The organism is Pseudomonas sp. UBA1879 (assembly GCF_002338065.1).
GTDB lineage: Bacteria > Pseudomonadota > Gammaproteobacteria > Pseudomonadales > Pseudomonadaceae > Aquipseudomonas.
Genome location: NZ_DDHJ01000018.1, coordinates 262713 through 288864, shown reverse-complemented (window position 1 = coordinate 288864; position 26152 = coordinate 262713). Strand labels below are relative to the sequence as shown.

The following is a 26152-nucleotide window of genomic DNA, read 5'->3' as shown; positions in this document are numbered from 1 at the left end:
CACCTCGCCGCGCCGATCAGAACGTCGGCGGCGACACCGCGCTGACCACGATGCACACCTCGTCGAACGGGTTGCGCATGCGGTGCGGCAGGCGGCTGTCGAAGTAATACGCATCGCCCGGAGACAGGATGCGCACCTCATCGCCCACGGTCATTTCCAGACGGCCCTCGATGACGATCCCGCCCTCCTCGGCTTCATGGGAATACAACTCTTCGCCTTCCTGTCCGGTGTCGGCGCCGGGTTCGTAGCGCTCGTGAAGGATCATCATCGAACTGTTGCTGAGGTTGGCCCCGACCTGGCGGTAGGAGAGCATTTTGCCATCCGCCAGCTCGACCAGCTCGCTGGCCTTGTAGAACACCGCGCGATCGACGACCGCCGAATCGGAAAAGAACGTGCTCAAGGTGACGTTGAGCGGCTTGAGCAGGCGCTTGAGGATACTGACCGAGGGGCTGGATTTGTCGCGTTCGATGATCGACAGCGTGGCATGGGGCACGCCGGCCAGCTCAGCCAGGCCACGGATTGACAGGCCCCGGCTCTGGCGCAGGGCTTTGAGCCGTTCACCGACGGATGCGGTGTCTTCACTGGTCACTTCGTCTTCGGCGGGCTCTTCCGGCGCATGGGGGTTGCGGCTGATCGCCGGTGAATCTGTCACGGAGGTTTCCTCGATTGAACTCGGCCTGTGAGGGCGCACCAAGTTGGGTATTTCGCACCAACCGACAGCGGCTGACAAGCGCAAACGTAACAGTGTGCGGTGACGGTTCGGCTGCGACGGAAGCCACCGGCGGCCCGCTGGCCGCAAACGGCGCTGGCTGCAGGGGCCGCTCGAAGACAAATTCGGGGCGTGAAAAAACAATCGCTTACCGGCCATCCGGGCGATTTCGATTTTCAGACACGCAGGAAAATAAAACTTGCTTCGCCGTTTTTGCAGTGGTAAATATTTTTACCACCCCAACACCACACACTCTGCGTCGAGGTTCCACATGCACAAGAAGCACAAGCCGTGCCACGCTTTAGCCGCTCTCGCGTTGACCGTTGCCGGACTGGCCGCCGCACAGTCGGCAAGCGCCCGTGACCTGACCATCGTGTCTTGGGGCGGGAATTTTCAGGACGCGCAACGGGAGATTTTCTTCAAACCGTTTGGCGCCCAGACGGGTAAAAAAGTCCTTGACCAAAGCTGGGACGGCGGCGTGGGCGTACTCGACGCCAAGGTGAAAGTCGGTAACCCGAACTGGGACGTGGTCGAAGTGGAAGCCGAAGACCTGGCGCTGGGCTGCGACACCGGCCTCTACGAGAAAATCGACTGGGCCAAAATCGGCAACAAGGCCGATTTCATCCCTGAAGCGGTGAACGACTGCGGCGTCGGCGCCATCGTCTGGAACACTGGCGTGGCCTGGGACGGGGACAAGCTGAAAACCGCCCCGACGTCTTGGGCCGATTTCTTCGACACCCAGAAATTCCCCGGCAAACGCGGACTGCGCAAAGGTCCGAAGTACGCACTGGAATTCGCCCTGATTGCGGACGGCGTGAAAACCGCCGATGTCTATAAAGTCCTGCGCACCCCGGAAGGCGTTGACCGCGCGTTCAAAAAGCTCGACAGCATCAAGTCCAGCATCGTCTGGTGGGAAGCTGGCGCACAGCCGTTGCAAATGCTGTCGGCGGGCGACGTGGTGATGAGCTCGGCCTACAACGGCCGCATCAGTGGTTTCAACCGCAACGAAGGCAAGCACTTCAAGTTCCTGTGGAACGGCAGCGTCTCGGCCATCGACTCCTGGACCGTGCTCAAAGGCAGCGAAAACAAGGCGGCGGCCATGGACTTCATCGCCTTCGCCAGCAAGCCGGAAAACCTCGCCAAGCTGCCCAAGTTCATCGCCTACGGCTTGCCGAACAAAAAGGCCAACGACTTCGTGCCAGCGGACCTGAAGGCTGAACTGCCAACCACCCCTGAGAACCTCGCCGCCGCCCTGCCCCTCGACGTCGAGTTCTGGGTCGATAACAGCGAATCGCTGAATGAGCGCTTCAACGCCTGGATTGCCCGGAAATAACGCCCTACCCCCGCCGCCGGTTCGCCGGTGGTGACACGATTACCGTGGCGTTGGCCATCAGGGTCAACGCGACACCCAAGGGCTCTTCCCCCTTATCAGCAGTACCGACACCCGCCCGGGAGCGGGGACGGTCGAACAACAACCCACACGCTCACGCGCCTCCGAAGGCGCATTGGAAACACCACGTGATGGCGTCCCTATGATGTTGCGGGACGACACACCACTGTCCGGATTTAGAGGTTGAGAATGGCTAACTTAGTAGGCGATGTGTCCAGCGCCGCACGTATCCTGCCGGATTTACATGGCGAGACACTGTTCATCCGCAAGGGCAAAGGCGCATGGCTCTGGGATGACAAGGGGCGCCGGTACATCGATACCGCCCTGGGTTTCGGCGCCGTGTTGCTGGGGCATGCCAATGACACCGTCAACGAAGCGGTGACGCAGGCGTTGCACGACAGCGCCTCGCCGTCCTGGGCCCATGTGCGCGAACACGCTGCCGCGACAGCGTTGGCCAAGCACACCGGCTCGCTGAGCAAGGTGATGTTCACCAACTCCGGCAGCGAAGCCGTGCACCTCGCCTGCCGCGCGGCGCGGGCCTACACCGGTCGTGGCAAGATCGCCAAGATGGCGGCCGGTTTCGACGGCTGGTTCGACGACGTGAGCTTCGGCAACGTGACCTCCCGTGAAGCGAACTTCGCAGACGGCGCGCGCCCATCCACCGAACGCACCACGCTGCTGCGCTTCAACGACTTCGCAGACGTCGAGCGGCTGTTTGCGGAAGACCCTGACATTGCGGCGGTGATCCTCGAGCCGATGCTCGCCAATGCCGGTTGCATCATGCCCCTGCCCGGTTACCTGAAGCACGTGCAAGACGTCGCGCATCGACACGGCGCGCTGGTGATCTGTGATGAGGTGTTGATGGGCTTTCGGCTGTTTGTCGGGCTGGCGGGTCTGCGCGAAGGGCTGGACCCCGACCTGGCCAGCGTCGGCAAGGCCATCGGCAACGGAGTGCCGGTCTCGGCCGTCGTTGGCAAGCCGGAGATTTTGCAGGGTTTCGAAGAAGGCCGCGTCGCCCGTGGCGGGACCTTCAGCGGCAACCCCCTGGCCTGCGCAGCGGTGAGCAGCACCTTGGCGTTGCTGGACGAAAGCGATTACGACCGGTTGGTCCAACGGGGCGAAGCCTTGCGTGTGGCGGTGGAAGCTATCTTCAGAGCCCAGGGCATCGCGGTGGTGACCAGCGGCTATGGCAACGTCTTCGGCATCTGGCACGCCGCAGTGGCACCGACGACTTACGCCGAAGCCTCGACGATCGCCAACCCCGCCTTCAGCAAAGCTCTGCACCTCGCCCTGCGCGAAGCCGGCGTGCTGATGATGCCGTCGCCGTATGGACGCATCTACATATCGTTCGAGCATGGCGATGAGGTGATTGAAGCGATGAAGGAGGCGTTTGGGCAGGCGGCTGCGAAACTGCGTCTTGAGTTTGGTGGCCACTGATTCCCCGGTGCGGTGGGTCAGCCCCACGGGTAGCCTGACCCACCGCATCGCGGCCGTCGTGCCTCCGGCGGCTCCTACAAAACCTTCGTCGTCTTCGCAAAGCATGAGCGGCACAAAACCGTCACAGCTTTTGCGCCTGGCGGCTCCAACCAACACCACAAATCCTGTAGGAGACGCCGGGGGTACGACGGCAGCGACAGCGGTGCATGAGAACAATAGTTACCGAACTTGATCCCTGCCCGGACCTGACCAACAACACAAATCCTGTAGGAGCCGCCGGAGGTACGACGGCCGCGACGGCGGTGCACGAGAACAATAGTTACCGAACTTGATCCCTGCCCGGACCTGACCAACACCACAAATCCTGTAGGAGCCGCCGGAGGTACGACGGCCGCGAAGGCGGTAGGAGAGACGCCACAGAACGCTAGCGGTGCTTCGCCATTAACATTCCGAATCAGACACGTACCGCCCCCTCGTCCCGAACGCACTAGCCTTGACCTTCCTATCCCAGATCAGGAAGACAACGCATGTCTGCACGGCCTCATTCTTGGCGGCTACGCCTCGGCCGCTACTCCCAAACCGATCAGGTCTACCTGATCACGGCCGTCACCCACCAGCGACAACCTTTCTTCGCCGATTGGCGGGCGGGTCGACTGTTGGTCCATCAACTGCGCAAGGCGCAAGACGTGGGATGGGCCGATTCACTCGCCTGGGTGGTCATGCCTGATCATTTTCATTGGCTGATGCAGCTCAAAGACCGGGAGCTGTCGTCGGTGGTACACAGGGTCAAATGCCAGGGGGCGGGCCAGGTCAATGGGTATTTGGGCAGGTCAGGGCAATTCTGGCAGCGTGGTTTTCATGACCGAGCGCTTCGCAATGATGAAGATTTGCGGCCGGTAGCCCGCTACATCATTGCTAACCCGATAAGAGCAGGATTGGTCAAACGGGTACACGACTACCCACTGTGGGATGCTCACTGGCTGGACGGGTGTGAGTATTAAGCGCGAAAGCGGAGGTCCAGACGGCCCCTAATCCGACTGTCCCACCGCTTCGCTGCCGTCGTGCCTCCGGCTGCTCCCACAGAAACCGTGTTGAACCTTGATTCGTTGGCACTCTCACGCACGCGATGCGACGTCAATACCCTCTGCGCGCAACGAAAAAGATCTCGTAGGAGCCGCCGGAGGCACGACGGCCGCGAGGCGGTGGGTCGGACAACACACCCACCCCCGCCCCCGCATCCATCAGAGCGCTTCTTCCAGTGTCAATTCCGGCGGTTGCCGACACAGGCCACCGGTCAGGTACATCAGGTAAACAAAGCCGATCGCCAGCCATGACAACCCCAGTTCCACGGCGTTGGCGTCGAGGCTGAACATCAGCCAGAGGTCGGCAAGCATGCCTGCAAGGGGCAGCAACAGGTACAGCACCGCAGCGCCAGCCCCCCGCCGCTTCTGGCCGATCCAGTAATGAAAGATCACCGACAGGTTCACCAGGATGAACGTCAAAAACGCCCCGAAGTTGATGAACGACGTCGAGGTGGTCACGTCCATTTTCAGCGCGAGCAAAGCCACCACGGCGCTGAGCAGAATGCAGCCGACCGGCGTGCCAAAGCGCGGAGACAGGTAGCCGAAGAACGCCTTGGGCAGCACCGCGTCGCGACCGAGGACATACAGCAGGCGCGAGCCGCTGGCCTGGGCGGCGATCCCCGAGGTGAATTGGCCTATCACCAACCCGATGAGGAAGATCGACACGAACAGATCGCCGCCAATGTTTTTCGCGATCTCGTACGCCGCCGAATCCACATTGGCGAATTGCAACGACGGCTGCGCCAGTTGCACCACGTAGGACGTGCCAACAAAGATCAACCCGCCGATCAGCGTCACCCACAGGATCGCCCGTGGCATGGTGCGTTCAGGGTCGTGGGTTTCTTCGGTCAGGGTGCTCACCGCGTCGAACCCCAGGTAGGAATAGCAGGCAATGGCCGCGCCGCTCATGATCATCCCCCATTGCACCCCACCGCTGGCGAAAGGCGCCAAGGTGAACAACGGCTTGCTCGGATCGCCCAGCGTGTAGTGAACGCACAGCACGATGAACGCGGCAAGGATCAGCACTTGCAGTAACAGCAGCAGAATGTTCACCGCCGTCGCCAGCTTGAGGCCGAGGATATTGATGACAGTCGTCAGGGCGATGAACGCCAACAACCAGACAAATTGAGGCACGTCGGGAAAGGCGGAATTCAGGTACGCCGTGCCGATCAGCCAGATCGCCATCGGCAGGAACAGATAGTCGAGCAAGATCGCCCAGCCGGTCATGAAGCCAAGACGCGCATCGATGGCCTTTCTCACGTAGGTGTACGACGAGCCCGACACCGGGAATGCCTTGGCCATGTGGGCGTAGCTGAACGCAGTCAACAGCATTGCCACCAGCGCGGCGAGGTAGGCCATCGGCACATGGCCGCCGCTGGACTGCGCCAGAATACCGAAGGTGCCCAGCACGATGATCGGGGTCATCAAACCCACGCCGAAGATGACCAGCGTGCCGAGGGATAAAGTGCGTTTCAAATGAGCCATTAACGTCTCCGATTATCTTTTTAGTCATTTGCGCGCATGGCGCCGGATGTTTGGCAGTGGCAAAGAAAAATCCAGCTAATGATTATGGGGTCAGCCGTTTGCAAGTCAGACCAGGGTCGGTTCTCCGCGAAATGGGGTGCAGTAGGTGTCACGATCCGATCAGCAGCTCGCGCCGCTCGCCGGTTTCGACGACCTCCCCGCTGAGCCGCATCCGCTGATGACGGTCATACACATACGGCTCGCGTGCCTTGGCCAGCAGCGTCAGATCGAGGGTCAGGCGTAGCGTCGCTTCGTCGCGCCCGGCTTCCACCAGCAGATCGCCGAACGGGTCGACGACGGCGCTGCCACCCGCGAACACCAGCCCGTCATCGCCCTGCCCGACGCGGTTGACCATCACCGCGAAGGCCTGATTCTCCAGCGCACGAGCCATCACGCAGGTGCGGTGGGTCGGGCCGTAAGGGTCGAAGTTGCCGTTGGTGACGATCAGCAACTGGGCGCCCAGTTGACCGAGCGCTCGCGCGGTCTCCGGGAATTCGATGTCATAGCAGATCAGCAGCCCGACCCGTACGCCCCTCCACACTACAGTGGACATGCGATCGCCAGCGTCGAACACCTCCCGTTCGCCCGACCACAAATGCGTCTTGCGATAGTGCAGCGCAATGCCGTGCTCGGGGGTGATCAGCACCGTGGTGTTGTAGAAGCGCCCGTCGTGCACCTCGGCAAACCCCACCGCCACGGCAATGCCTCGCGCGGTCGCGGCCTGCTGCACACGCGTCAGCGTCGGGCCATCCAGCGGCTCTGCAATCTGCGCCACGTTGTCTTTGGTGGGGAAGCCGGTCAGGTAGGTTTCCGGCAATACCAACAGCTCGGTATCAGCCGCGCACGCCTCGATCAACGCGAGGGTGCGGGCAAGGTTGTACGCCACGTCTCCATCGCGCCCCGTGACTTGGGCCAGTTCTACATTCATGTGTGCTCTCCGTACGCCGGTCGTCAGGTATTATCGGCCCTTGCCGCCCACGGGGTAATCACACGTCATGGGTAATCCGAAGGAGTGACAATGACCACGCCGCCGACGTTGCAGGAAATCGCCTGGCATCGCACGTTCGGGATACTGATCGGTGCCATCGACCAGCCGAATTTCTGGCAGACGGTGGTGCGGCGGGTCAGCGATGTGCTGCGGTTCGATAACTGGGTCGCGCTGCTGTTCAAGGACGGTCGCCCCTATCTGCTCGACGAATCACCTGCCGATGACGGTGGGCCGGACCCGTTGTTTCAGGATTACCTGGGCGGCATCTATCTGATCGACCCGTTTTACCGGGTCAACTGCGAACACGCGCAAAGCGGGCTGTTCCAGCTGCGGGACGTGGCGCCCGACTGTTTTGAGCAGACCGAGTATTACCAGCGCTATTTCCACCTGAACGTGGTCGCCGACGAGATCCAGTTCAATTGCCGCATCGACGACCGCCAGCTGGTCTGCCTGTCGTTCGGCTCACGCACGCCAATCACTCAGGACGAGGTCGCGCACCTCGCGCTGTTCCAGCCGTGGATCGAGGCGCTGATTCGTCAGCGCCAGCTCCACGGCCAGCACGGCCCGCAGCCCTCTCGGGCGCCGTCCCACCACGGGCTGGAAAACCTGCGGGCGACACTGACCTCTCGCGAGTTCGACATCTGTCAGTTGATGCTCAGGGGGCATTCCAGCAAACGGATAGCCGACCTGCGGGACATCTCGGTGGACACCGTGAAAACCCATCGGCGGCACATCTACAGCAAGCTCGGGATCAAGACCCAGTCCGAGCTGTTTTCCTCGCTGCTGCCGTCGTAAAAAGGCCCGCGAACGGGCCGTTTTTCATTTCGCCAACAGCCGCTCCAGCACCACTTCCAGCGGGTGGCGCAAGGCCCGGTCCGCCTGACGCTTGACCTGGCTGCGGCACGAATACCCCGTTGCCAGCGCCTCACCCGGCTGGTCCAGCTTGGTCGCCCAGGACTGTTCGAAGATCGTCTTCGACGTGCCTTGATTGCGCGCCTCGTGGCCGTAGGTGCCGGACATGCCGCAGCAACCGGTGGCTTCGGTGACCAGTTTCAAACCGACCCGGCCGAAGACTTTTTCCCACTGCGACGTACTGGCCGGAACGTTGGTTTTTTCGGTGCAGTGGGCCAGCAAACGGAAGGTCTGCGTTGGCGCCTGTGCGATGGATTCGGGCAATGCGTCGATCAGCCACTCCTGCGGCAGTAACACCGTCGGGCTGCCTTCAAGGCCCGGCACCTTCTGGTATTCCTGGCGATAAACGAGGGTCATCGCCGGGTCCAGCCCCACCAGCGGCACGCCGCAATCGGCCAGAGCCTTGAGTTGGCTGGCGTTGCGTACGGCGGACTTGGCGAAGGCACCGAGAAAACCCTGTACGTGCAGCGGTTTGCCGTTGGCGCTGTAGGGCGCGAGGAATACTCGATAACCGAGCTGATGCACCAACTGAATGAGTGACGCCAACAGCGGGGTTTCGAAGTAACGGGTGAACGCGTCCTGCACCAGCACCACGCTGCGCTGACGCTGTTCGTCACTTAGCTCGCGCAGGGCCGGCACGCTGGCGACCGCGACGTTGCAGCGTGTCAGCGTGCTTTGCAGGTTGTAGCGGTGAATCAACGGGCTGTCGAGCATGCCGACGTGGCGCTCCAGCAGGCCACTGACCCATTTCGAGCCCATCACCGCGTTGTACAGCCCGGGCGCGTAAGCCAGGTAGGGAATGGTGAATTCCAGCGAACCGATCAGGTAATCCCGCAGCGGGCGCTGATAACGCCCGTGGTACAGCTCCAGAAAACGCGAGCGGAATTCCGGCACGTTGACCTTGATCGGGCACTGACCGGCGCAGGACTTACACGCCAGGCACCCGGCCATGGCGTCGTAGACTTCGTGGGAGAAATCCGTCTGACCCCGAGACCGCTTGACGTTATTGCTCAAGCGCGTTGGCAGGCCTTTGATCCAGTTTGCCTTGCCCTTCGCCGCTTCCAGCACGTCAATGTTGGCCGCCCCTTGCAAACGCAGCCATTCACGAATCAACGAGGCCCGGCCCTTGGGTGAATGCTGACGTTCGCGGGTGGCTTTCCACGACGGGCACATAGCGTCATTCGGGTCGAAGTTGTAGCAGGCGCCGTTGCCGTTGCAATGCACGGCGGTGCCAAAGCTCTGCCAGACGCGCTCGTCGATCTGCCGGTCGAGGTGGCCACGCAAGGTGACTTCGTTGACCTTGAGCAGCCCTTCGGCCGCATCGGGCGGGGTGCAGATTTTGCCGGGGTTGAGCTGGTTGTGCGGGTCGAACGCGCCCTTGAGCGATTGCAGCGCCGGGTACAGCTCGCCAAAAAATGCCGGTACGTATTCGGAGCGCAGGCCCTTGCCGTGTTCGCCCCATAGCAGGCCACCGTAGCGTTGGGTCAGCGCGGCGACGGCGTCAGAAATCGGCTTGACCAGCGCGGCCTGGGCCGGGTCTTTCATGTCCAGCGCCGGGCGCACGTGCAGTACGCCGGCGTCGACGTGACCGAACATGCCGTAGGCCAGGCCATGGCCATCCAACAGCGCGCGGAATTCGGCAATGTAATCCGCCAGTTTCTCCGGCGGCACGGCGGTATCTTCCACGAACGGCTGCGGACGAATCTCGCCCTCGACGTTGCCCAGCAGGCCCACCGAACGCTTGCGCATGGTGTAGACCTTGTTCACCGCCGCCGCGCCCTCCGATAACGTGTGGCCAAGACGCTCGATGGTCTGGTCGACCTGCAGGTGCTCAATGAACGCCGCGACCCGGCCATTGACCTCGTCCACGTCATCGCCGCTGAACTCCACCAGGTTGATGCCCAGGGTCGGGCGGTCCGGGTCGGCGGGAAAATACTCGGCGACGCTGTGCCAGACGATGTCTTTCATCGCCAGCATCAGCACCTTGGAGTCCACGGTTTCGATGGACAGCGGCCTGTGCGCCAGCAGCGCGTTGGCGTCGCGCAAAGCGTCCATGAAGCTGCTGTAGCGCACGTTCACCAACACCGAATACTTCGGGATCGGCAACACGTTGAGCTTGGCTTCGACCACATACCCCAGGGAACCCTCGGCGCCGCACAGCACGCTATTGAGGTTGAAACGCCCTTGCCCGTCACGCAGGTGCGCGAGGTCGTAGCCGGTCAGGCAGCGATTGAGCGGGGGGAAGATCGACTCGATCAGGTCGGCCTGGGTTTCCTGGATCTGCCGCGCCGTCCGGTAGACCTCACCGATGCGACCCGGCCGGGCGCAGGCAGCGTCCAGTGCGTCGTCGGAAATCGGCTGGCTGTGCAGGCGTTCACCGCCGAGCAGTACGCTGTGCAGTTCCAGCACGTGGTCGCGGGTCTTGCCGTAGGTGCAACTGCCCTGCCCGCTGGCGTCGGTGTTGATCATGCCGCCGACCGTGGCGCGGTTGGAGGTCGACAGTTCAGGGGCAAAGAACAGCCCGTGGGGTTTGAGCGCGGCGTTGAGCTGATCCTTGACCACCCCCGCCTGCACCCGAACCCAACGCTCTTCCACGTTGATTTCGAGGATGGTGTTCATGTGCCGGGACAAATCGACCACGATGCCGTCGGTCAACGACTGGCCATTGGTGCCGGTGCCGCCGCCGCGGGGGGTAAGCTTGATCTGACGAAAGCGCGGCTCGGCCATCAGCGTGGCGATGCGTGCGACGTCCTCGGCATCTTTCGGAAAGACCGCCGCCTGAGGCAATCGCTGGTAAATAGAGTTGTCGGTGGCCAGGACCGTGCGGGTCGCGTAATCGGCGCTGAGTTCGCCACGGAAGCCGCTGGCGCGCAACGCATCGAGAAAATCCGGGTATTGGCTCGCCGGCGCGGCGGGCAGAAGTTGGGCGATCATCAGGGGATGGCCTCTTGTCGGTGTGATCACGGAAAACAGCAAAACACTTGTCGCCCGAGCATTAATCGGTCAGCCTCGGATCGTTATGGCGCCAATGATCCCGCAGGCTTGCGCGCGAAACAAACAGATATTCCTGCCGCTATCGATGACTTTTCCGAATGAATTACCGCCACCTCACCCCCTCCATGTCGCTGTTGCTGGCTTTCGAGGCCGCCGCCCGACATGAAAGCTACACCCGCGCGGCCGTTGAGTTGTCGTTGACCCAGAGCGCGGTCAGTCGTCAGGTTCAGGCGCTGGAGCAACAGCTGGGCCTGACGCTGTTCCGTCGTGAAGGCCGACAGGTGCAACTGACCGACGTTGGACGCCTGTACCAGCGGGAAATGAGCGACGCATTGGGCCGCATTCGCAGCGCCACGTTGCAGGCCATCGCCTATCAATCCGGGGGCGGCAGCCTGCGTCTGGCCACCCTGCCCACCTTCGGTTCCAAATGGCTGCTGCCCAGGCTGCATGACTTTTACGCCAACCACCCCGGCATGCTGGTGCACATCAACTCGCGCATCGACCCCGTGGATTTCGACACCAGCGGCATCGACGCGGCCATCGTCGTCGGCCACACCGGCCTGCCGGGCCTGATCAGCCATCGTTTGCACGCGGAAGAATTGGTGGTGGTCATCGCGCCGCAGGTCGCCAAGGCCCAGACGCAATGGACACCGGAGCATATCGCCAGCCAGATGCTGCTCAACGTCGCCAATAACCCCAACGTCTGGGGCGACTGGTTCAGCCATCACCACCTGCCCCACCGGATGATGCGCCTGGGGCCAAGCTTCGAACTGACCTCGCATCTGATTCAGGCGGTCAAAGCGGGCATCGGCATCGGTCTGGTGCCGCGGATTCTGGTCAGCGACGAAATCGCCAACGCCGAACTCATCCCCCTCGACCTGCCCTTCCCCAGCCAGCGCAGCTACTTCCTCACCTACCCGCCACGCAATGAAATGCTGCCGTCGTTGCAGGCGTTTCGGGGGTGGTTGTTGGGGCAGATTTGAAGGGGTGTCACGTCAACCGACAACCCACCGCAACCCCCACAACACCACCATCCCCACCCCCAACGTCAGCAACGTGTTGCGGGTCTTCCAGGCGACCAGCGCGGCGAGGATGGCGGCGGGGATTTGCGGGTTGGCGATCGTGAAGTCGCCGTGCCCGTTCGGGTAGACCACCGCCGGAAGCACCAACGCTGCCAGCACGCTCGCCGGGACATAGACCAGTGCGCGGTTCAGCAGTGGGGGCATGCGCCAGCGGCCGTAGAGTTCGATGAAAGACACGCGCATCACAAAGGTGCCGAGCCCGACGGCGATGAACACGGACCACATCACCCAGTCGCTCATGGCGCTTCCCCTTCCGTTTCCTGCGTCCGGAGGGTCTGTCCGGCAGGTTTGCGCACCCCTTCGGCTATCAAACCGGCGATGATGCCGCCCACCGACGCCAGGACCAGGCCGAGGTTGTACGGCAAACTCACCGCCAACACGGCAATCAGGCCGCCGACCGTGGCAGCGGCCAACGTGGGCACGTTTCGTAAGCCGGGGACAAGCAACGCGAGAAAGGACAGCGGTATGGCGAACCCCAGCGACCAACGCTCGGGGATGCCGGCGCCGAGCAATACTCCACCAAGGACCGACAGCTGCCAGACCAGCCACATGGCGAACGCTGTGCCGGCGTAGTACCAATGCGCGAAGGGCCCGGTCAGCTCGCCGGACGCGAACTTCAGGGTGCTCAGCGCGTAGGACTGGTCGGAAAGCATGTACGAGACCGGCCATGTCCAGCGCCGGGGTAAGTGGTGCAGGTGCGGGGCGAGCGATGCGCTGTACATGGTGAAACGCAGGTTGATGATCAACGCCGTGACCACGATCGCCACCGGCAACACCCCGGTCTGCATGAGCTGCAGCGCGACCAACTGCGCAGAACCGGAATAGAAAATCAGCGTCATGCCCATGGCCGTCGCGGGTGACAGCCCCATGCCAACCGCCAACACCCCGGTGACCAACCCGAACGGAATAACCCCCGGCGTCAGTGGCATGAGCGTCCGAACGCCATGCAAAAAGGCCTGCGCTGCGCTTCGGTACGGCATCGGGTGTCCTTTGTTATTAGGGGGTGGGTCTGGGCAAAGTGCGCAGTTTAGGCACAGGAAGGCCGGGATTTGAACCGACTTTTTCAAGGGCAGAGTCGTCGTTTTTATGCTTGCCATGGCACCGGCCAAATCGGCGATTCACGTATCGCGCATCCATCGCCTCGCGGCCGTCGTGCCTGCGTCGGCTCCTATAGACCTGGCTGAATCACAGACCTGACTGAACCACGCGTTGACAAGTCCCGCCCGCTCATCACATCTTGCGAAGCCCATCACCGAGGAGTCTCCATGGCGAGCAAAGAAGCGATTGCGGCGTTCATCGCCGGGGAATTTCCGCAAACCCGGATCGTCGTCGACGCGGTCGGGGACAAGACGGCGACGGTTTCTCAGGCGGTGAATGATTCAGACTTGCGCCCTGGCGGCACGGTGTCGGGGCCTACGTTGATGGCAGTGGCCGATGTGGCGCTGTATGTGGCCGTGCTCGGCGCGATCGGCATCGTGCCCCTGGCGGTCACCACCAGTCTGACGATCAATTTCCTGCGTAAACCCGGCCCCGGGCGCCGGATCATTGCCGAGTGTCAGTTGTTGAAAGTCGGCAAGACCCTGGCCGTAGGCGAGGTATCGCTGTATTCCGAAGGCTCGGCGGACGTCGTGGCCCATGTGGTCGGGACCTACGCGATCCCGCCCCGGCGTTAGGCCTGAGCGCCAGTTGAGGCGACGGCAGGATCACATCGGTCGCCCCAACCACGCCGCCGAACCTGGACTGCCCCTTGAAATTCGGGCGGCTTCACGCCGCAGCCTGAGACCTGTATCCACCAAGACTCAAACCATCAGCCCCACAGCGTTCGGCCAAAGAACGTCAGCGTCCGGTCATAGGCCAGCTGTGCCCACACCGGGTCGTACTGTGTACCGGGAATACGGCCATGGCCCACGGCGGTTTCGTTGGTGAAGGCGTGGTGCGCCAGGTAACGATGGAACTCCACGTCGACGCCACCTTCGCTGAGTTTCTTTTCCAGCTCGCCCACGGTGTCGATCGGGAAGAACTCGTCCTGAGTCGCCCAGTGGGCCTGAACCGGCACTTTGATGGCTTTCGGGTCGAGGTATTCCAACGGCGGAAACCCGTAGAACACCACGCCCGCCGACAGTTCGGGGATGAAGTTCAGCGACAGCAGCGTCAGCGCGCCGCCCATGCAGAAACCGGTGACGCCGACCTTCTGCGCGTGCCCCTTGAGGTACTGCACCGCACCACGGATGTCTTGGGTGGCGGCGTCGGCGAAGTCGAGTTTGCTCATCAGGTGATGGGCCTCTTCTTCCTCGACCGTGGTTTCGCCGCGATACAGGTCCGGCACCAGCGCCAGGTAACCCGCTGCTGCCAGGCGGTCAGCCACGCCACGGATCTGGTCGTTGAGACCCCACCATTCCTGAATCACGACGATGGCCGGCGCGCCTTCGGTTTTGGCTGGCGTCGCCAGATAACCGCTGACGTCTTTGCCGTCAGGGCGTTTGAACGTGATGGTTTTGCCTGTTGCGGGTTGTGCGATGGATTGCGTCACGAGTGTCTCCCGGGCGTTGATAAGGTGTCTGAGACGCTGGCCTTGAACAGACTCAGGCAGCAGAGCGCTCTGTTCTACGACACTTGAGCGCCACTGAAAAGAACAAATGAAGGCCATTGCATGAAACTTGCCATCGAATAGCAGAAATGAGCGATTCGAAGCTCAGCCGTTCTGCAGGTCCGAGTTGATCGACGTGCCGCACAGGTCACTCAGCGAGGCCTCGCGCTCACGGGCGCGGTCGGCGTCTTGCAGGTCGCGCAGTTGCTTTTGCAGGGTCGCCACCGGCGGCGCATACAGAAAACCGAACGACACGCTGTTGCGGCGACCCTTTACGGCGTGGTGCATGAGGTGCGCTTGATACAGCCGGCGCAGGTAGCGATTGCGCGGTTGGGGACGCACCGGCCAGTGGCGATGGACGATGCCGTCATGGACCAGCAGGTAAATCAGCCCGAACGCCGCGACGCCTGCTCCCACCCATTGCAGCGGGTCGTAGCCATCGTTGCCGAGGACGATCAACCCCGTTGCAATCGTGCCCAGCGCCAACAGGTAGAGGTCGTTGGTCTCCAGCGCGCCCAGCTGTGCTTCGTGGTGGGAACGGTGCAGAAACCAGCCCCAGCCGTGCATCACGTACTTGTGCGCAAGAAAACCGACACCCTCCATGGCGATCAGGGTGCTGAGGAAAATCACGAAGTTGAAGATCATGGAAATGACGGTGTCACGGGCTATTGGAGGTCGACGTGCAGCATACCGGGGCGTGCGGGAAAATCAAAAGCCGGTGATCGTGTAGGCCACGCATGGGTACACCCGGTCTGTGGGAGTGAGCTTGCTCACGAATGCGCAAACACTTTCACCGAGAAGGTGACTGACACGACGCTTTCGTGAGCAAGCTCACTCCCACAGCGCCTCATGTCATCGCCGGGGCACCCGATCTGCAACGGGCATAAGCCAAACATTTCACTCACAACGTTTGCTTTCCTGACCGAGCGATGTAAAAAATGGCCCCCATGGGTGAGCGGATAGTTGGCTCACTGTATTAATGCCGGTCGTCGACACCCGCTGGCCGGCATCGCTTTCAAGGAATTCAGAATGGCTCCAAGACAGGTAATCAACGCGTCAGTCAGTCCCAAAGGTAGTCTGGAGACGCTGTCGCAACGTGAAGTGCAACAACTCAGCGCCGCAGGCTCCGGCAGCATCTACACCCTCTTTCGCCAGTGCGCCCTGGCCATCCTCAACACCGGCGCCCATGTCGATAACGCCAAAACCATCCTCGAAGCCTACAAAGATTTCGAAGTCCGCATTCATCAACAGGACCGGGGCGTGCGCCTCGAGCTGCTGAATGCCCCGGCCGATGCCTTCGTCGATGGCGAGATGATCGCCAGCACCCGGGAAATGCTGTTCAGCGCCCTGCGCGACATCGTGTACACCGAGAGCGAACTGGACAGCCAGCGCATCGACCTCAGCTCGTCCCAAGGCATCACTGACTATGTCTTCCACCTGCTGCGCAATGCGCGCACCCTGCGCCCGGGCGTCGAACCGAAGATGGTGGTCTGCTGGGGCGGCCACTCGATCAACACCGAAGAATACAAATACACCAAGAAAGTCGGCCACGAACTGGGCCTGCGCAAGCTGGACATTTGCACTGGCTGCGGCCCCGGCGTGATGAAAGGCCCGATGAAAGGCGCGACCATCGCCCACGCCAAGCAGCGCATCAACGGCGGCCGTTACCTGGGCCTGACCGAACCGGGCATCATCGCGGCCGAAGCGCCGAACCCGATCGTCAACGAACTGGTGATCCTGCCGGACATTGAAAAACGCCTCGAAGCCTTCGTTCGCGTCGGTCACGGCATCATCATCTTCCCGGGCGGCGCTGGCACGGCCGAGGAATTCCTCTACCTGCTCGGCATCCTGATGCACCCAGACAACCAGGGCCTGCCGTTCCCGGTGATCCTGACCGGGCCGAAAAGCACAGCACCGTACCTGGAACAATTGCACGCCTTCGTCAGCGCCACCCTGGGCGAGGAAGCGCACAAGCACTACACGATCATCATCGACGACCCGGCGGAAGTGGCTCGGCAGATGACCGAAGGCCTGAAACACGTGCGCCAGTTCCGTCGCGAACGGGCCGACGCGTTCCACTTCAACTGGTTGCTGAAGATCGAAGAAAGCTTCCAGCGTCCGTTCGATCCGACCCACGCCAACATGGCCAGTCTGCAGCTGCGCCGGGGCCTGCCGCCCCATGAACTGGCGGCCAACCTGCGCCGCGCGTTCTCCGGCATCGTGGCGGGCAACGTCAAGGACAAGGGCATTCGCCTGATCGAAGAACACGGCCCGTATGAGATCCATGGCGATGCCGAGGTGATGAAACCGCTGGACAAGCTGTTGCAGGCCTTCGTCGAGCAGCACCGGATGAAACTGCCGGGCGGCGCGGCGTATGTGCCGTGTTATCGCGTGGTGTCCTGAAAAAACAGACGGTGGCTCGTTCACACCTACACCGCGATATGAACGGTGGGAACCGGCTTCCTGGCGAAGGCAGTGGGTCGGTTGTTGATGGGTTGGCTGACGCAACCTCTTCGTCCGACCGCGGCCCGCAGCAAGCGGGCTCCCACATCGCGCTCTCGCAACTCCGATGGAACACCCATGATCCACATCCGCCCCATGACGCCCGAAGATTTCGAACGCTTCTGGCCCACTTTCCAGACCGTGGTCCGGGCGCAGGAAACCTACGCCTACGACCCTGCCATAACGTATGAACAGGCCCTGCATCTCTGGCTCGAGTACCCGCTGCACACCCTGATTGCCGAAGAAGACGGCGTGTTGCTCGGCAGCTATTACCTCAAGGCCAATGCCGCGGGGCCTGGCAGCCATGTGTGCAACTGCGGCTACATGGTCACCCCCGAGGCCCGAGGCAAAGGCGTCGCCCGGCTGATGTGCGAACACTCTCAGCAACTGGCGGTGGACAGCGGTTTTTCGGCGATGCAGTTCAATTCGGTGGTGGCGACCAACGAGATCGCGGTCGCGCTGTGGGGCAAGTTGGGTTTCGAGACCGTGGGACGCCTGCCCCGCGCTTACCGCCATGCCCGCCTGGGTCTGGTGGATTGCCTGGTCATGTACAAATGGCTGGCCGACATGCCTGCGTCCCGCAAGGCCAAAAGCCCGCTGCTGATCGGCCGCAAGAACATCGAGTCCGTCGTCTCGCGCCCGCGACGCAAGGCCCCTGACGCGCCCGCCTGATTTTTTCGATCGGCTGGAACCGGTCGCCGTCTGACCCCACTCAGTCCGCACAGTACCCACTGCATGGACGGCGTCAGCATGGCCTTACCCCTGAACCTTTTTCACCGGACCGCCCCCACGGGCAATGTGGCGCGGACGGGACACGCCGACGCAGCAGGCCCCGCCGAAGGACCGCGCCAGCGCTCGGGCATCATGGGCCGCATGGCCACCCTCAGCCAGTCGGCGGTCACCAAGGGCCGCAACCTGAGGGACGGGCTGTTCAGGGCGCGACCGGGGGACGCCGCTTCCGTGCCTCGCAGTTCCCGCGCACCGACGCCTGACCCCGCCCTGGCCGACCCGGGCCTGGCGCCGCCCCCGGTCGCCCTGCCACTGATGCCGAAACTCACCATGGCGCTGGACAACCAGAAACTGGTGTTCGGCGCGGACGGCCACACCACCCACACCGAAAAACTCCTCGACGGCATCCTCAACACGCCTGCCGACCGTTACAAAAGCCTCGCGCACCTCAGCACCCATGGCGATCAGAGCACCTATGCGCTGATCGACGCCCGTGATCGGCTGATCCATGCGCAGGCGAGCAACCTCTCGGTGTCCGTCTTCAAAAGCAGCGGGACACACGTCAACCCGGCGAGCCTGACCATGCCGGATCACGCGCACAGGGCGCAGGTCACCGGGGTCCACGTGGGCGATGACGGCCAGGCATGGCGGCTGCACGAAAAGAAACTCTACGCGCTGGTAAACGGCGAATGGAAAGAACGCACCCACGTCCGCAACCTGAAAAGTCTCCACAGCGTCGGCGACGGCACGGTCTACGCCTTGGGCGAGGACGGCAAGGTACGCTCGCTGAAAGATCCCCGCACGCCGCTGGAATTCACCCACAAGGTGTCTGCGCTGGGAAGCGCCACGGGCGGTGGGCTGATCGCGCTGTCCGAAGACGACGACCACACCCCGACGCTGGAGCGGCTGCACGTGTTCGGCGACGGCGTCCACGACATTCAGCCCCTGCGCCTGCCCACTGGCACGCCCAACGACGAGGCCCTGAAGCCGAAATCCGTGACCATCGCCGGTAACACGCTGCTTGCCACCAGCGCGTCGGGCAAGTTGCTGCAGGCGCACATCAGCGACAACGACCTCATGCCCTCGCTGGACCCTGACGCCCCCGAAGGCACGATGGTTTCGCGCCCGCCGCTGATCGGCCTCGACCTGCACCTGATCGAGAAAACACCCCACGCCCGTTTGCAATCAGCTTTTGGCGAGCACACCGTCAGCGACTTCTTCCACGATGATCAGGGGCAGTTGCACGCCAGGGTCAAGGATCAGAAAGGCGCCGAACACACCGCTCAGTGGGACCCGCACCGTCAGGACTTCAAACCCGGCTGGAACATGGCACCGCTGATCATGGACCGGCAGAAAGGCCTGCCGTCGTTGACGCCGGACGCCCAGTCGCAGATTCGCCTGCCGCGCGGCAACATCGCCCTCAGCGGCAACGACCTGCTGGTGCAGGACCCGCGCACCGAGCAATGGAAGAAAGGCAGCGAAAAAGACCTCAAGGCCTTGCAGGCGGGTCAGGACGGTTTTGCGTATCTGGTCGACAAGGACGGCAAGCTGAAGCAACTCAAGGTCGCGCCGCAAGCCGCCGCTCACGAAATGGGCAAAGGCGCGGACCTGGCGTTGCCGGGGCGCGGGACAGAAGCCAAAGGCACGGTCATGCGCGGCGCCGAACACCTCACCGTGGACAAAGTCGCGGTGCAGAACGATCAGAAATACGTGACCCTTAGCAGCGGCCAGTTGCGCCTGCACGACCAGAACGGTGAGCGTGCGTTCCTGCCCTCACCGCCCGGCACCGGGCCGATTCAGTCCTTGAGCAGTGGCGGCAAGGATTGGTACGCACTGCGCGACGATCAGCTGTTTCGCCTCCCTGGCGACAGCACCGACCCGAAAAAAATGAGCACCGAAACACCCCGCTGGGACCCCGTCACCGTGGACGGCCCACTCGCAGGCGCGACCCTGCAAGACCTGCGACCGGATCACGACGGCAAGCTGCTGGCGAAAACCGACCGGGGCGATTTCGTCCGAAACGGTGACGGCACTTGGGCAGCCGCCACGGCGCCCGCCGACCCCACACGCAAGGCCCACGAGCATTTCGACCAATTGGTGGCCGGCGAGCCAGACTTCACCCGGCGTGGCAACGTCAAGGCGAGTCTCAATGTGTTGGGCCGCAGCAACATCGAGACGATCAAATCCGAACAGTTCGCCCCCGCGCGCTGGAATCAGAACTACCTCACGTCTCACCTGTCACCGACCGGCGCTGTCAAGGTGCCTGCCGACAGCGTGCAGCACGCCTGGAAAGGCCGCGAAGGCCTCAAACCGATTTACACCGGTGAAACCGACGCCTTGCGAACCCTGGCCGAAAAATCGACCGCCGCGATGAGCGCTGTCAACGCGCCCACGGCGGCCTCTCGTATCGACGCGCTGAAAGCCATCCCGATCCCGGCCCAGACTCCAGCGCTCACTGAGCTGACCGAGCTGTTCGACTGGTTCCACAAAGCAGTGGCTGACGACCTGCAACACACCCTGCGTGAGCTGGCAGAAAAAGAGAACGCGCTGCTCAAGAACGGCGAGGTCAACCCGGCGTATCAAGGCAAGCCCCGGGCCAACGACATGCTGACCGAAGTGGCGCAAGTGGCGCGCAACAGCGGGATCAGCGACACCCACCCGCTGGGCAAATTGCTCAATTCGCTGCAGGACCAACACTTCACGCTGGAGCATCGCACCTCGCAAACCGGCCTCGATGCCTCGCGCAAACGCGGTGACGATCAAGCGCTGTTGCGTGCGCGCCTGGCACTGGACATCAACGTGCTGGACGACATCAGCAAAAAGCTCAGTGAATTGGTCGCGGAGACTCAAAAAACCGGCCCGCAGAACCTCGATGCCATCGCCAGGTCACTCGCCAAACTGCACAACGACACCTACGAAGGCAGCCCGATCAAGCGCTACACCGACGCCGGTTTCCGCAATCATGCCGCGCTGGAAGCCAGCTACGACGCGACCAAAAGCCTGCTCAAGTACATGCGCAAGGACAACCACCCGGTCAAACGCAGCGTGCTTCAAGGTCTGGAAACCCGGCCCGACGCGTTGGTGAGTAACCTGACCAACGCCCTGCGCGATCTCGAACCGAGGGAAAGCCTCAAGCTCAACCGCAACTACGGTGGCGGCGTCACGGGTGGCGTCTCTGGTCCGGAAGGCAAGGCGTTTCTGGGTTTTCGCGGCAGCATCGATCCCGAACGTACGTTCGGGCTGACGTTCACCCGCTTCGATCGCGGCCTGAAAGTCGCGCTCAATCGCGAGGGCGCGGTCAGCGGCACCGCCAGTTTCGGCTTCGGTAACGGCGTCAGCGACACCCGCACCACGCCCGGCGACAGCCACAAGAACATTCAGTCCAACGGCGGTTGGTTCGGCGGCAGCCTCGACGGCAAGTACAAATACACCGACAACACCGCCCTCAGCTTTTTTATCCGCGACGACGAGCTCGAAGCGTTCATGAAGGACCTCATGGAGGAGCCACTGCACAGTAGCAAGCAGCCTGACGCAGGCGGCTTGAAGCCCATGGCGTTGATGGACCGTGGCGTGGAAAAAGAGGTTCGCGAGACCACCAAGCACAACTTTGACCTCGACGTGGGACTGAACATCGAGTCCCGGACCAACAAAGGCCAGACCGACGCCGAGCCGGTCGCCGGTTTCATGCGTTTCGGCGCCGGGCTGCTCGCCAGCCTGTCCCTGCTCAGCGCCGAGCGGGAACGGACGGAAGGCCACGGCAGCGACGGGCTGACCACCGACATCTACAGCAGCAACCGCGCGCGGTTCCTCGAAAAGGGCTCGGTCTCGGGGTATGCGCGGATGTTCAGTACCGTGTTCAGTTCGCGTCCCAGCAACCTGTTCATCGCCGGCGGGGCGCCGATGGGTGTCACGGCGAGCCTGTCCTTCGATAACAAGACCGGCAAGACCTACGACGTGCGGTTCAAGCACGCGTTGCCCGTGCAAAACAACGACCTGAAGAGCCTGGCCGAAACCCTGGAGAAGGCCTACCCCGCCCTGCCCAAAAACCAGCCCACCGAAGGGCATCCGGCAGACCGCACCCTGCTGCTGCTCAAAACCAAATACCTCAGCGCCGGAGCACCGAAGAACGACGCCCAATTCGCCGCGCTTGCCAGCCTGCGCCAACTGGACCGGCAGAACACGGCCGCCAAACAGGGGTCGAGCCTGATGTCGCTGATGGACATGGTGGTCAAGCACAACAACGTCAATCGCGTCGATCAGGCGGCGATGTCGAAACGCGGCATCGACTGGACCAAAGAATTGCTGGGCCTGGACGTCAACCCCAGCAACGCCGAACACATCCACGACCTGATGAGCAATGACCCGCAGCTCAAGGGCCTGCTCGATGAACTGAAACGCACGAAAGGCACCACCCGCGCCGAGTTGAAGCTGGAGGTGCGCGACGACATCAAGCAGCGCATCGAAGAAGGCGCGCTGGCCGGGACCCTGACCGACAAGGACCTGAAAGAAATGCTCGCCAAAAAGGACAACTTGCGCATCAAGAGCATCGCGATCTTCCGGACGGCGGCGAAGGACGATTCGCTGGCGATCCCACTGCCCTATGTCAGCTTCAAAAGCGGCAGCAATCTGAGCATCGAGCGCCTGCGCGGCGAGGTCACGTTCGAGTACGGGCTGGACCAGACCCAGCCGAAGAAATTCACCCTGGACGGCGAGCAGGCGGATCAAAGCGACCCGCAACCGGCCCGCGACCTGGCCAGCGACGCCCAAGGCGTGTTCAGGCCGGCGTGATGTGAGGCAGGTTCACACGACGACATTCATTTGAGGAGCTCATCCATGGCAACTGCAACCACCCTGATCGACGCCCTGGCCAAACAGATGGGCATTACGCTGACGCTGGAAAACGGCGTCTGCGCCTTGTTCGACCAGCAACGCGAAGTGGTCATCATTGAAATCCCCACCGCAGGGGATGTGGCGATTTTGCACTGTCGGCTGGCATTGCGCCCCGACCCCGCGCTGCATGAAAAGCTGCTGCGCCTGAACTTCGACTCCAGCGCCATGAGTGGTTGCTGGCTGGCGCTGGACGACCGCAATCAGGTGCGGCTGTGCGCCGAGCTGCCGCTGGACGGCTTGAGTGAGTTGGCGTTCGTGCATTGGGTGCAAGGGTTCGTCAAGCAGACCCAGGAGGTCCCCGCGCTGTTGCGTCCTTCGGCTCCGACTGCGCCGGTGATGGCTCGACGGTTCGTCTGATCGATCGTCCCGCAAGCCGCAAATACGGCTAAAAACGTCAATGCTTGCCTCACTTGACGTTTTTCGCCATCTGCGCGGCGCTTTCAAAAACTTGCCCGAATGCCATCTCTCTACGATTCTCTACACACGGCCCGACCACGGTGGCCGAGCTTACAATACGTGCCGGAGAGGCCACCATGACGACCGTAGCCGAGTTACTGAAGCTCAAAGATGAACAACACCGTGTGACCCATACCGTCACGCCGGATCAGAAGGTGTTCGAGGTGATCACGCTGATGGCGGAGAGAAACATCGGCGCGGTTCCGGTGGTAGAAAACGGCAAAGTGGTCGGCATCGTCAGCGAGCGGGATTACGTGCGCAAGATGGAGCTGAAAGGCCGAGCGTCGCTGGGCACACCAGTCAGCGAGATCATGACCCGCGACGTGAAGACCGTGGCGCCTGGCGACAACGTCGGCGATTGCATGGCGATCATGACCAATGGCCGACTGCGGCATTTGCCGGTGGTGGACAACGGCGAGCTGGTGGGTTTGTTGTCGATTGGCGATCTGGTGAAAGAAGCGATTGCCGAACAGGCCAGGCTCATCCAGAAAATGCAGGCATACATTCGCGGCGAGAGTTATTGAAGCCGGGGCTGGGTCTGGGTCTGGGACGTTTCATGGAGCCCGGGCCATGTAGCTACTGCACCGGCAGGAAATTCAAGAACAGCAGACTCTGGGCGTAGTTGAGGCCGATCCTCCGGTAGCGTTCGTCCAGCATCTGGGTCAGCAAATCCAGCCGCGCGACGATCTTGCCGAATTCGGTCGCAAAGCTCAGGTTGCTGCCCTCCTCCGAAATCTCATTGGAAAACAGCATCAACTCGCCGTTGGCGTTCTGTCGCTGACTCAACAGCCAGGTGGCTTTTTCGATATTGCGCGCGGCGTTGCTCACGAATTTGGGGTTGATCTGGTCGGTCATGAAGAACTCCATGCGCCCGCCGTGGGCCGTGACCAGCATGCTGCCGATGGCATAAATGAACGCGCCCACCCGGTCACCAAGGAATTCCGGACTCAGGGCATAGCTCAAGGCCGCCAGGTCACGCCGATTGCCCAGTTGTGCCAGCGGCTTCTGCTGCTCGATCGCCGCACGCACGTTGCGTTCGGCGGAGCGCGCATCGACAAACCCGGACTTGCGCCACTCGGCGGGGTTGCGCAGGTAGAGCTTGTTCATCAGCAGGTAAAGGCTGTCGAGGTTGTCGTGCATGGCGAGAGTGGCCATGCGGTCGACGCTGGTCTGAAAAAACTCCTGAGGACGGGTATTGCCAAATTGCGTGGCGACGTCCTGTCCGTCCTGGCGGGTGCAACCGAGGGTGCAGAAGGTCATCAGACACACCACGACTCCGGTACGAACCTGCCGACGAGTGAGAGAGAAAGGCAACAGTGGAACCATGCGTATTTCGGGCTTCAACAATCTGCATCCCGCGTGAATCGCGGGATCCCGGCCATGCATAGAGCGGCAAATCAGCGAAAAGTGCGGAAACGGGGTGCAATGACGTTGGCGTTCCGTCGCTAAGCCGGCTTCGCGGCCGTCGAAACCTCCGGCGTCACCCCCACCCTGTGTGTCGGCTTGAAGATTCACGTTGGGCGGTATGAGCGTCCGTCCAGGCTTTCGCGGCCACCGCTGACCTTTGGGAACAGCCGGAGGTTACGAAGGCCGCGAAAGCGGTCGGTCTGACACCCTGATGTCGAGCAAACAATGCCTCACAGATTTGACGCCGCCGTCGCCTTTCACCAAGCTAGCGGACTTCACTTGTTTTCAGGAAACACCCCGCGTGATGATCCCAAGCCTGCACTGGCGCCGCTTTCTGTTTTGCCTCGCTCCCCTGATCGCCTTGCTCGCGGCCTGCGACGGAGGAGCGCCGAAGACCAAGCCTTCCGAAGCCACGACCTACGTGAGTGTCGAATGGGACAAACTGCCCGCGGTCAGCGATCAGGACCTCATGGGTGGGTTCAACAGTTGGTTCTCGGCGTGCAAGCGGTTGGCCAAGGATCGGGTCTGGGGCACGACCTGTGCGGCGGCGGCTCAGGTGCCGCTGAACCCTGCAGCCGTGCGCGATTTCCTCAAGAGTCAGTTGCAGGTCTACAGCCTGCGTTCGTCCGAGCATGGTGCCAACGGCCTGATCACCGGCTATTACGAGCCTATTTATAAGGGCAGCGACGCCCATAACGATCAGCATCCCGTGGCTATCTATGGCGTGCCGGATGACCTGATCATCGTCAACCTCGACAGCATCTATCCCGAACTGAAGGGCAAGCGCCTGCGCGGTCGGCTGGATGGCCGCGTGCTGCGTCCGTACGACGACGCCGCGACAATCAACGAGAAAGGCGTCAACGCCCCGGTGCTCGCCTGGCTGGAAAACCCCATCGACCTGCAATTCCTGCAAATCCAGGGCTCCGGCCGTGTCCAACTGGAAAGCGGTCGTCAATTGCGCATCGCCTACGCCGACCAGAACGGCCACCCCTACAAACCGGTGGGTCGCTGGCTGGTCGAGCAAGGCCAATTGACCAAGGACGAGGTGTCCATGGGGCGGATTCGAGACTGGGCCATCGCCCACCCGGATCGCGTCCACGAACTGCTCGGCAGCAACCCCAGCTACGTGTTCTTCACCCTGCGTCCGGACAGCGATGAAGGCCCGCGTGGCTCGCTCAACGTGCCGCTGACGGCCGGCTACAGCGTGGCCATCGACCGCAAAGTGATCCCGTTAGGCAGCCTGTTATGGCTGTCTTCCACCCGTCCCGATGGCTCGCCGCTGGTGCGCCCGGTCGCGGCACAGGACACCGGCGGCGCCATCGCCGGCGAAGTGCGCGCCGACATGTTCTGGGGCACCGGTGACGCGGCGGGCGAATTGGCAGGCAACATGAAACAGCAAGGCCAGATCTGGATGCTGTGGCCCAAAGGCGCAGCATTGCCCAACGCAAAACCCAAGGAATGAT

21 protein-coding genes are annotated in these 26152 nt (G+C 62.3%); 12 read left to right on the top strand and 9 right to left on the bottom strand.

Annotation, left to right across the window (positions count from 1 at the left end; all coding sequences use genetic code 11):
- Positions 1-16: 16 nt before the first annotated feature.
- Positions 17-652, bottom strand: a complete 636-nt coding sequence (locus B3N48_RS21590) for a cupin domain-containing protein (RefSeq protein WP_296187278.1) — start codon at positions 650-652, stop codon at positions 17-19.
- A 328-nt stretch (positions 653-980) separates the two neighbouring features.
- Here B3N48_RS21590 and B3N48_RS21585 point away from each other — a divergent pair, with 328 nt between their 5' ends.
- The 3 genes from B3N48_RS21585 (at position 981) to B3N48_RS21575 (ending at position 4537) form a co-directional block, all read left to right on the top strand.
- Positions 981-2042, top strand: a complete 1062-nt coding sequence (locus tag B3N48_RS21585; protein ID WP_296187276.1) for an ABC transporter substrate-binding protein — start codon at positions 981-983, stop codon at positions 2040-2042.
- Positions 2043-2288: 246 nt separating this feature from the next.
- A complete protein-coding gene (locus B3N48_RS21580) occupies positions 2289-3536 on the top strand; it encodes an aspartate aminotransferase family protein (RefSeq protein ID WP_296187275.1) in 1248 nt (415 codons plus the stop codon).
- A gap of 527 nt (positions 3537-4063) precedes the next feature.
- Complete coding sequence (locus B3N48_RS21575) at positions 4064-4537, top strand: REP-associated tyrosine transposase (protein WP_296187274.1); 474 nt, start codon at positions 4064-4066, stop codon at positions 4535-4537.
- A 240-nt stretch (positions 4538-4777) separates the two neighbouring features.
- Here B3N48_RS21575 and B3N48_RS21570 read toward each other — a convergent pair whose 3' ends face one another.
- Together B3N48_RS21570 and B3N48_RS21565 are read right to left on the bottom strand one after the other, a co-directional pair.
- Complete coding sequence (locus B3N48_RS21570; protein WP_296187273.1) at positions 4778-6103, bottom strand: APC family permease; 1326 nt, start codon at positions 6101-6103, stop codon at positions 4778-4780.
- Between the two features lie 148 nt (positions 6104-6251).
- Entirely contained in the window at positions 6252-7070 is an 819-nt protein-coding gene (locus tag B3N48_RS21565; protein WP_296187272.1) for a carbon-nitrogen hydrolase family protein, read from the bottom strand.
- 90 nt (positions 7071-7160) lie between these two features.
- On the opposite strand from B3N48_RS21565, the gene B3N48_RS21560 reads away from it, so the two are divergent.
- A complete protein-coding gene (locus B3N48_RS21560; protein ID WP_296187270.1) occupies positions 7161-7925 on the top strand; it encodes a helix-turn-helix transcriptional regulator in 765 nt (254 codons plus the stop codon).
- A gap of 24 nt (positions 7926-7949) precedes the next feature.
- Here B3N48_RS21560 and ydiJ read toward each other — a convergent pair whose 3' ends face one another.
- Entirely contained in the window at positions 7950-10976 is a 3027-nt protein-coding gene (gene ydiJ, locus B3N48_RS21555; RefSeq protein WP_296187269.1) for a D-2-hydroxyglutarate dehydrogenase YdiJ, read from the bottom strand.
- A gap of 158 nt (positions 10977-11134) precedes the next feature.
- Between ydiJ and B3N48_RS21550 the strand changes: the two genes are divergently transcribed.
- The gene (locus tag B3N48_RS21550; protein ID WP_296187268.1) at positions 11135-12019 is read left to right on the top strand and encodes a LysR substrate-binding domain-containing protein; all 885 of its coding nucleotides are present in this window, start codon (positions 11135-11137) and stop codon (positions 12017-12019) included.
- Positions 12020-12031: 12 nt separating this feature from the next.
- Here B3N48_RS21550 and B3N48_RS21545 read toward each other — a convergent pair whose 3' ends face one another.
- Both B3N48_RS21545 and B3N48_RS21540 read right to left on the bottom strand, forming a co-directional pair.
- Positions 12032-12358 carry an AzlD domain-containing protein gene (locus tag B3N48_RS21545; RefSeq protein ID WP_296187267.1) on the bottom strand — a complete coding sequence of 109 codons (327 nt, stop codon included), beginning with the start codon at positions 12356-12358 and terminating at the stop codon, positions 12032-12034.
- Positions 12355-13098, bottom strand: a complete 744-nt coding sequence (locus B3N48_RS21540; protein ID WP_296187266.1) for an AzlC family ABC transporter permease — start codon at positions 13096-13098, stop codon at positions 12355-12357. The genes B3N48_RS21545 and B3N48_RS21540 overlap by 4 nt, the downstream gene beginning before the upstream one ends.
- Before the next feature lie 285 nt (positions 13099-13383).
- On the opposite strand from B3N48_RS21540, the gene B3N48_RS21535 reads away from it, so the two are divergent.
- On the top strand, positions 13384-13791 hold the full coding sequence (locus tag B3N48_RS21535) for a PaaI family thioesterase (protein ID WP_296187265.1): 408 nt from the start codon (positions 13384-13386) through the stop codon (positions 13789-13791).
- 134 nt (positions 13792-13925) lie between these two features.
- Here B3N48_RS21535 and B3N48_RS21530 read toward each other — a convergent pair whose 3' ends face one another.
- Both B3N48_RS21530 and B3N48_RS21525 read right to left on the bottom strand, forming a co-directional pair.
- Entirely contained in the window at positions 13926-14648 is a 723-nt protein-coding gene (locus tag B3N48_RS21530; RefSeq protein WP_296187263.1) for a dienelactone hydrolase family protein, read from the bottom strand.
- 162 nt (positions 14649-14810) lie between these two features.
- Complete coding sequence (locus B3N48_RS21525) at positions 14811-15350, bottom strand: sterol desaturase family protein (protein ID WP_296187262.1); 540 nt, start codon at positions 15348-15350, stop codon at positions 14811-14813.
- A gap of 384 nt (positions 15351-15734) precedes the next feature.
- Here B3N48_RS21525 and ppnN point away from each other — a divergent pair, with 384 nt between their 5' ends.
- From ppnN to B3N48_RS21500, 5 genes are all read left to right on the top strand, one after another.
- The gene (gene ppnN / locus B3N48_RS21520; RefSeq protein ID WP_296187260.1) at positions 15735-17108 is read left to right on the top strand and encodes a nucleotide 5'-monophosphate nucleosidase PpnN; all 1374 of its coding nucleotides are present in this window, start codon (positions 15735-15737) and stop codon (positions 17106-17108) included.
- 177 nt (positions 17109-17285) lie between these two features.
- Complete coding sequence (locus tag B3N48_RS21515; RefSeq protein ID WP_296187259.1) at positions 17286-17879, top strand: GNAT family N-acetyltransferase; 594 nt, start codon at positions 17286-17288, stop codon at positions 17877-17879.
- A gap of 78 nt (positions 17880-17957) precedes the next feature.
- Positions 17958-22724: an AvrE-family type 3 secretion system effector gene (locus B3N48_RS21510; protein WP_296187257.1), complete on the top strand. Its 4767-nt coding sequence runs from the start codon at positions 17958-17960 to the stop codon at positions 22722-22724.
- A 45-nt stretch (positions 22725-22769) separates the two neighbouring features.
- Positions 22770-23183: a type III secretion system chaperone gene (locus tag B3N48_RS21505; protein WP_296187255.1), complete on the top strand. Its 414-nt coding sequence runs from the start codon at positions 22770-22772 to the stop codon at positions 23181-23183.
- A gap of 176 nt (positions 23184-23359) precedes the next feature.
- Entirely contained in the window at positions 23360-23806 is a 447-nt protein-coding gene (locus tag B3N48_RS21500; protein ID WP_296187254.1) for a CBS domain-containing protein, read from the top strand.
- A gap of 52 nt (positions 23807-23858) precedes the next feature.
- Here the strand turns inward: B3N48_RS21500 and B3N48_RS21495 are convergent, their stop codons facing one another.
- On the bottom strand, positions 23859-24542 hold the full coding sequence (locus tag B3N48_RS21495) for a hypothetical protein (protein ID WP_296187253.1): 684 nt from the start codon (positions 24540-24542) through the stop codon (positions 23859-23861).
- A gap of 451 nt (positions 24543-24993) precedes the next feature.
- On the opposite strand from B3N48_RS21495, the gene B3N48_RS21490 reads away from it, so the two are divergent.
- Positions 24994-26151, top strand: a complete 1158-nt coding sequence (locus B3N48_RS21490) for a murein transglycosylase A (protein WP_296187581.1) — start codon at positions 24994-24996, stop codon at positions 26149-26151.
- The last annotated feature ends 1 nt before the right edge of the window (position 26152 follow it).

Bases quoted from the DNA above. Each gene is read 5' to 3' on its own strand.
- B3N48_RS21585 (WP_296187276.1), top strand. From the start codon at position 981: ATGCACAAGAAGCACAAGCCGTGCCACGCTTTAGCCGCTCTCGCGTTG.
- B3N48_RS21580 (WP_296187275.1), top strand. From the start codon at position 2,289: ATGGCTAACTTAGTAGGCGATGTGTCCAGCGCCGCACGTATCCTGCCG.
- B3N48_RS21575 (WP_296187274.1), top strand. From the start codon at position 4,064: ATGTCTGCACGGCCTCATTCTTGGCGGCTACGCCTCGGCCGCTACTCC.
- B3N48_RS21570 (WP_296187273.1), bottom strand. From the start codon at position 6,103: ATGGCTCATTTGAAACGCACTTTATCCCTCGGCACGCTGGTCATCTTC.
- B3N48_RS21565 (WP_296187272.1), bottom strand. From the start codon at position 7,070: ATGAATGTAGAACTGGCCCAAGTCACGGGGCGCGATGGAGACGTGGCG.
- B3N48_RS21560 (WP_296187270.1), top strand. From the start codon at position 7,161: ATGACCACGCCGCCGACGTTGCAGGAAATCGCCTGGCATCGCACGTTC.
- ydiJ (WP_296187269.1), bottom strand. From the start codon at position 10,976: ATGATCGCCCAACTTCTGCCCGCCGCGCCGGCGAGCCAATACCCGGAT.
- B3N48_RS21550 (WP_296187268.1), top strand. From the start codon at position 11,135: ATGAATTACCGCCACCTCACCCCCTCCATGTCGCTGTTGCTGGCTTTC.
- B3N48_RS21545 (WP_296187267.1), bottom strand. From the start codon at position 12,358: ATGAGCGACTGGGTGATGTGGTCCGTGTTCATCGCCGTCGGGCTCGGC.
- B3N48_RS21540 (WP_296187266.1), bottom strand. From the start codon at position 13,098: ATGCCGTACCGAAGCGCAGCGCAGGCCTTTTTGCATGGCGTTCGGACG.
- B3N48_RS21535 (WP_296187265.1), top strand. From the start codon at position 13,384: ATGGCGAGCAAAGAAGCGATTGCGGCGTTCATCGCCGGGGAATTTCCG.
- B3N48_RS21525 (WP_296187262.1), bottom strand. From the start codon at position 15,350: ATGATCTTCAACTTCGTGATTTTCCTCAGCACCCTGATCGCCATGGAG.
- ppnN (WP_296187260.1), top strand. From the start codon at position 15,735: ATGGCTCCAAGACAGGTAATCAACGCGTCAGTCAGTCCCAAAGGTAGT.
- B3N48_RS21515 (WP_296187259.1), top strand. From the start codon at position 17,286: ATGATCCACATCCGCCCCATGACGCCCGAAGATTTCGAACGCTTCTGG.
- B3N48_RS21510 (WP_296187257.1), top strand. From the start codon at position 17,958: ATGGCCTTACCCCTGAACCTTTTTCACCGGACCGCCCCCACGGGCAAT.
- B3N48_RS21505 (WP_296187255.1), top strand. From the start codon at position 22,770: ATGGCAACTGCAACCACCCTGATCGACGCCCTGGCCAAACAGATGGGC.
- B3N48_RS21500 (WP_296187254.1), top strand. From the start codon at position 23,360: ATGACGACCGTAGCCGAGTTACTGAAGCTCAAAGATGAACAACACCGT.
- B3N48_RS21495 (WP_296187253.1), bottom strand. From the start codon at position 24,542: ATGACCTTCTGCACCCTCGGTTGCACCCGCCAGGACGGACAGGACGTC.
- B3N48_RS21490 (WP_296187581.1), top strand. From the start codon at position 24,994: ATGATCCCAAGCCTGCACTGGCGCCGCTTTCTGTTTTGCCTCGCTCCC.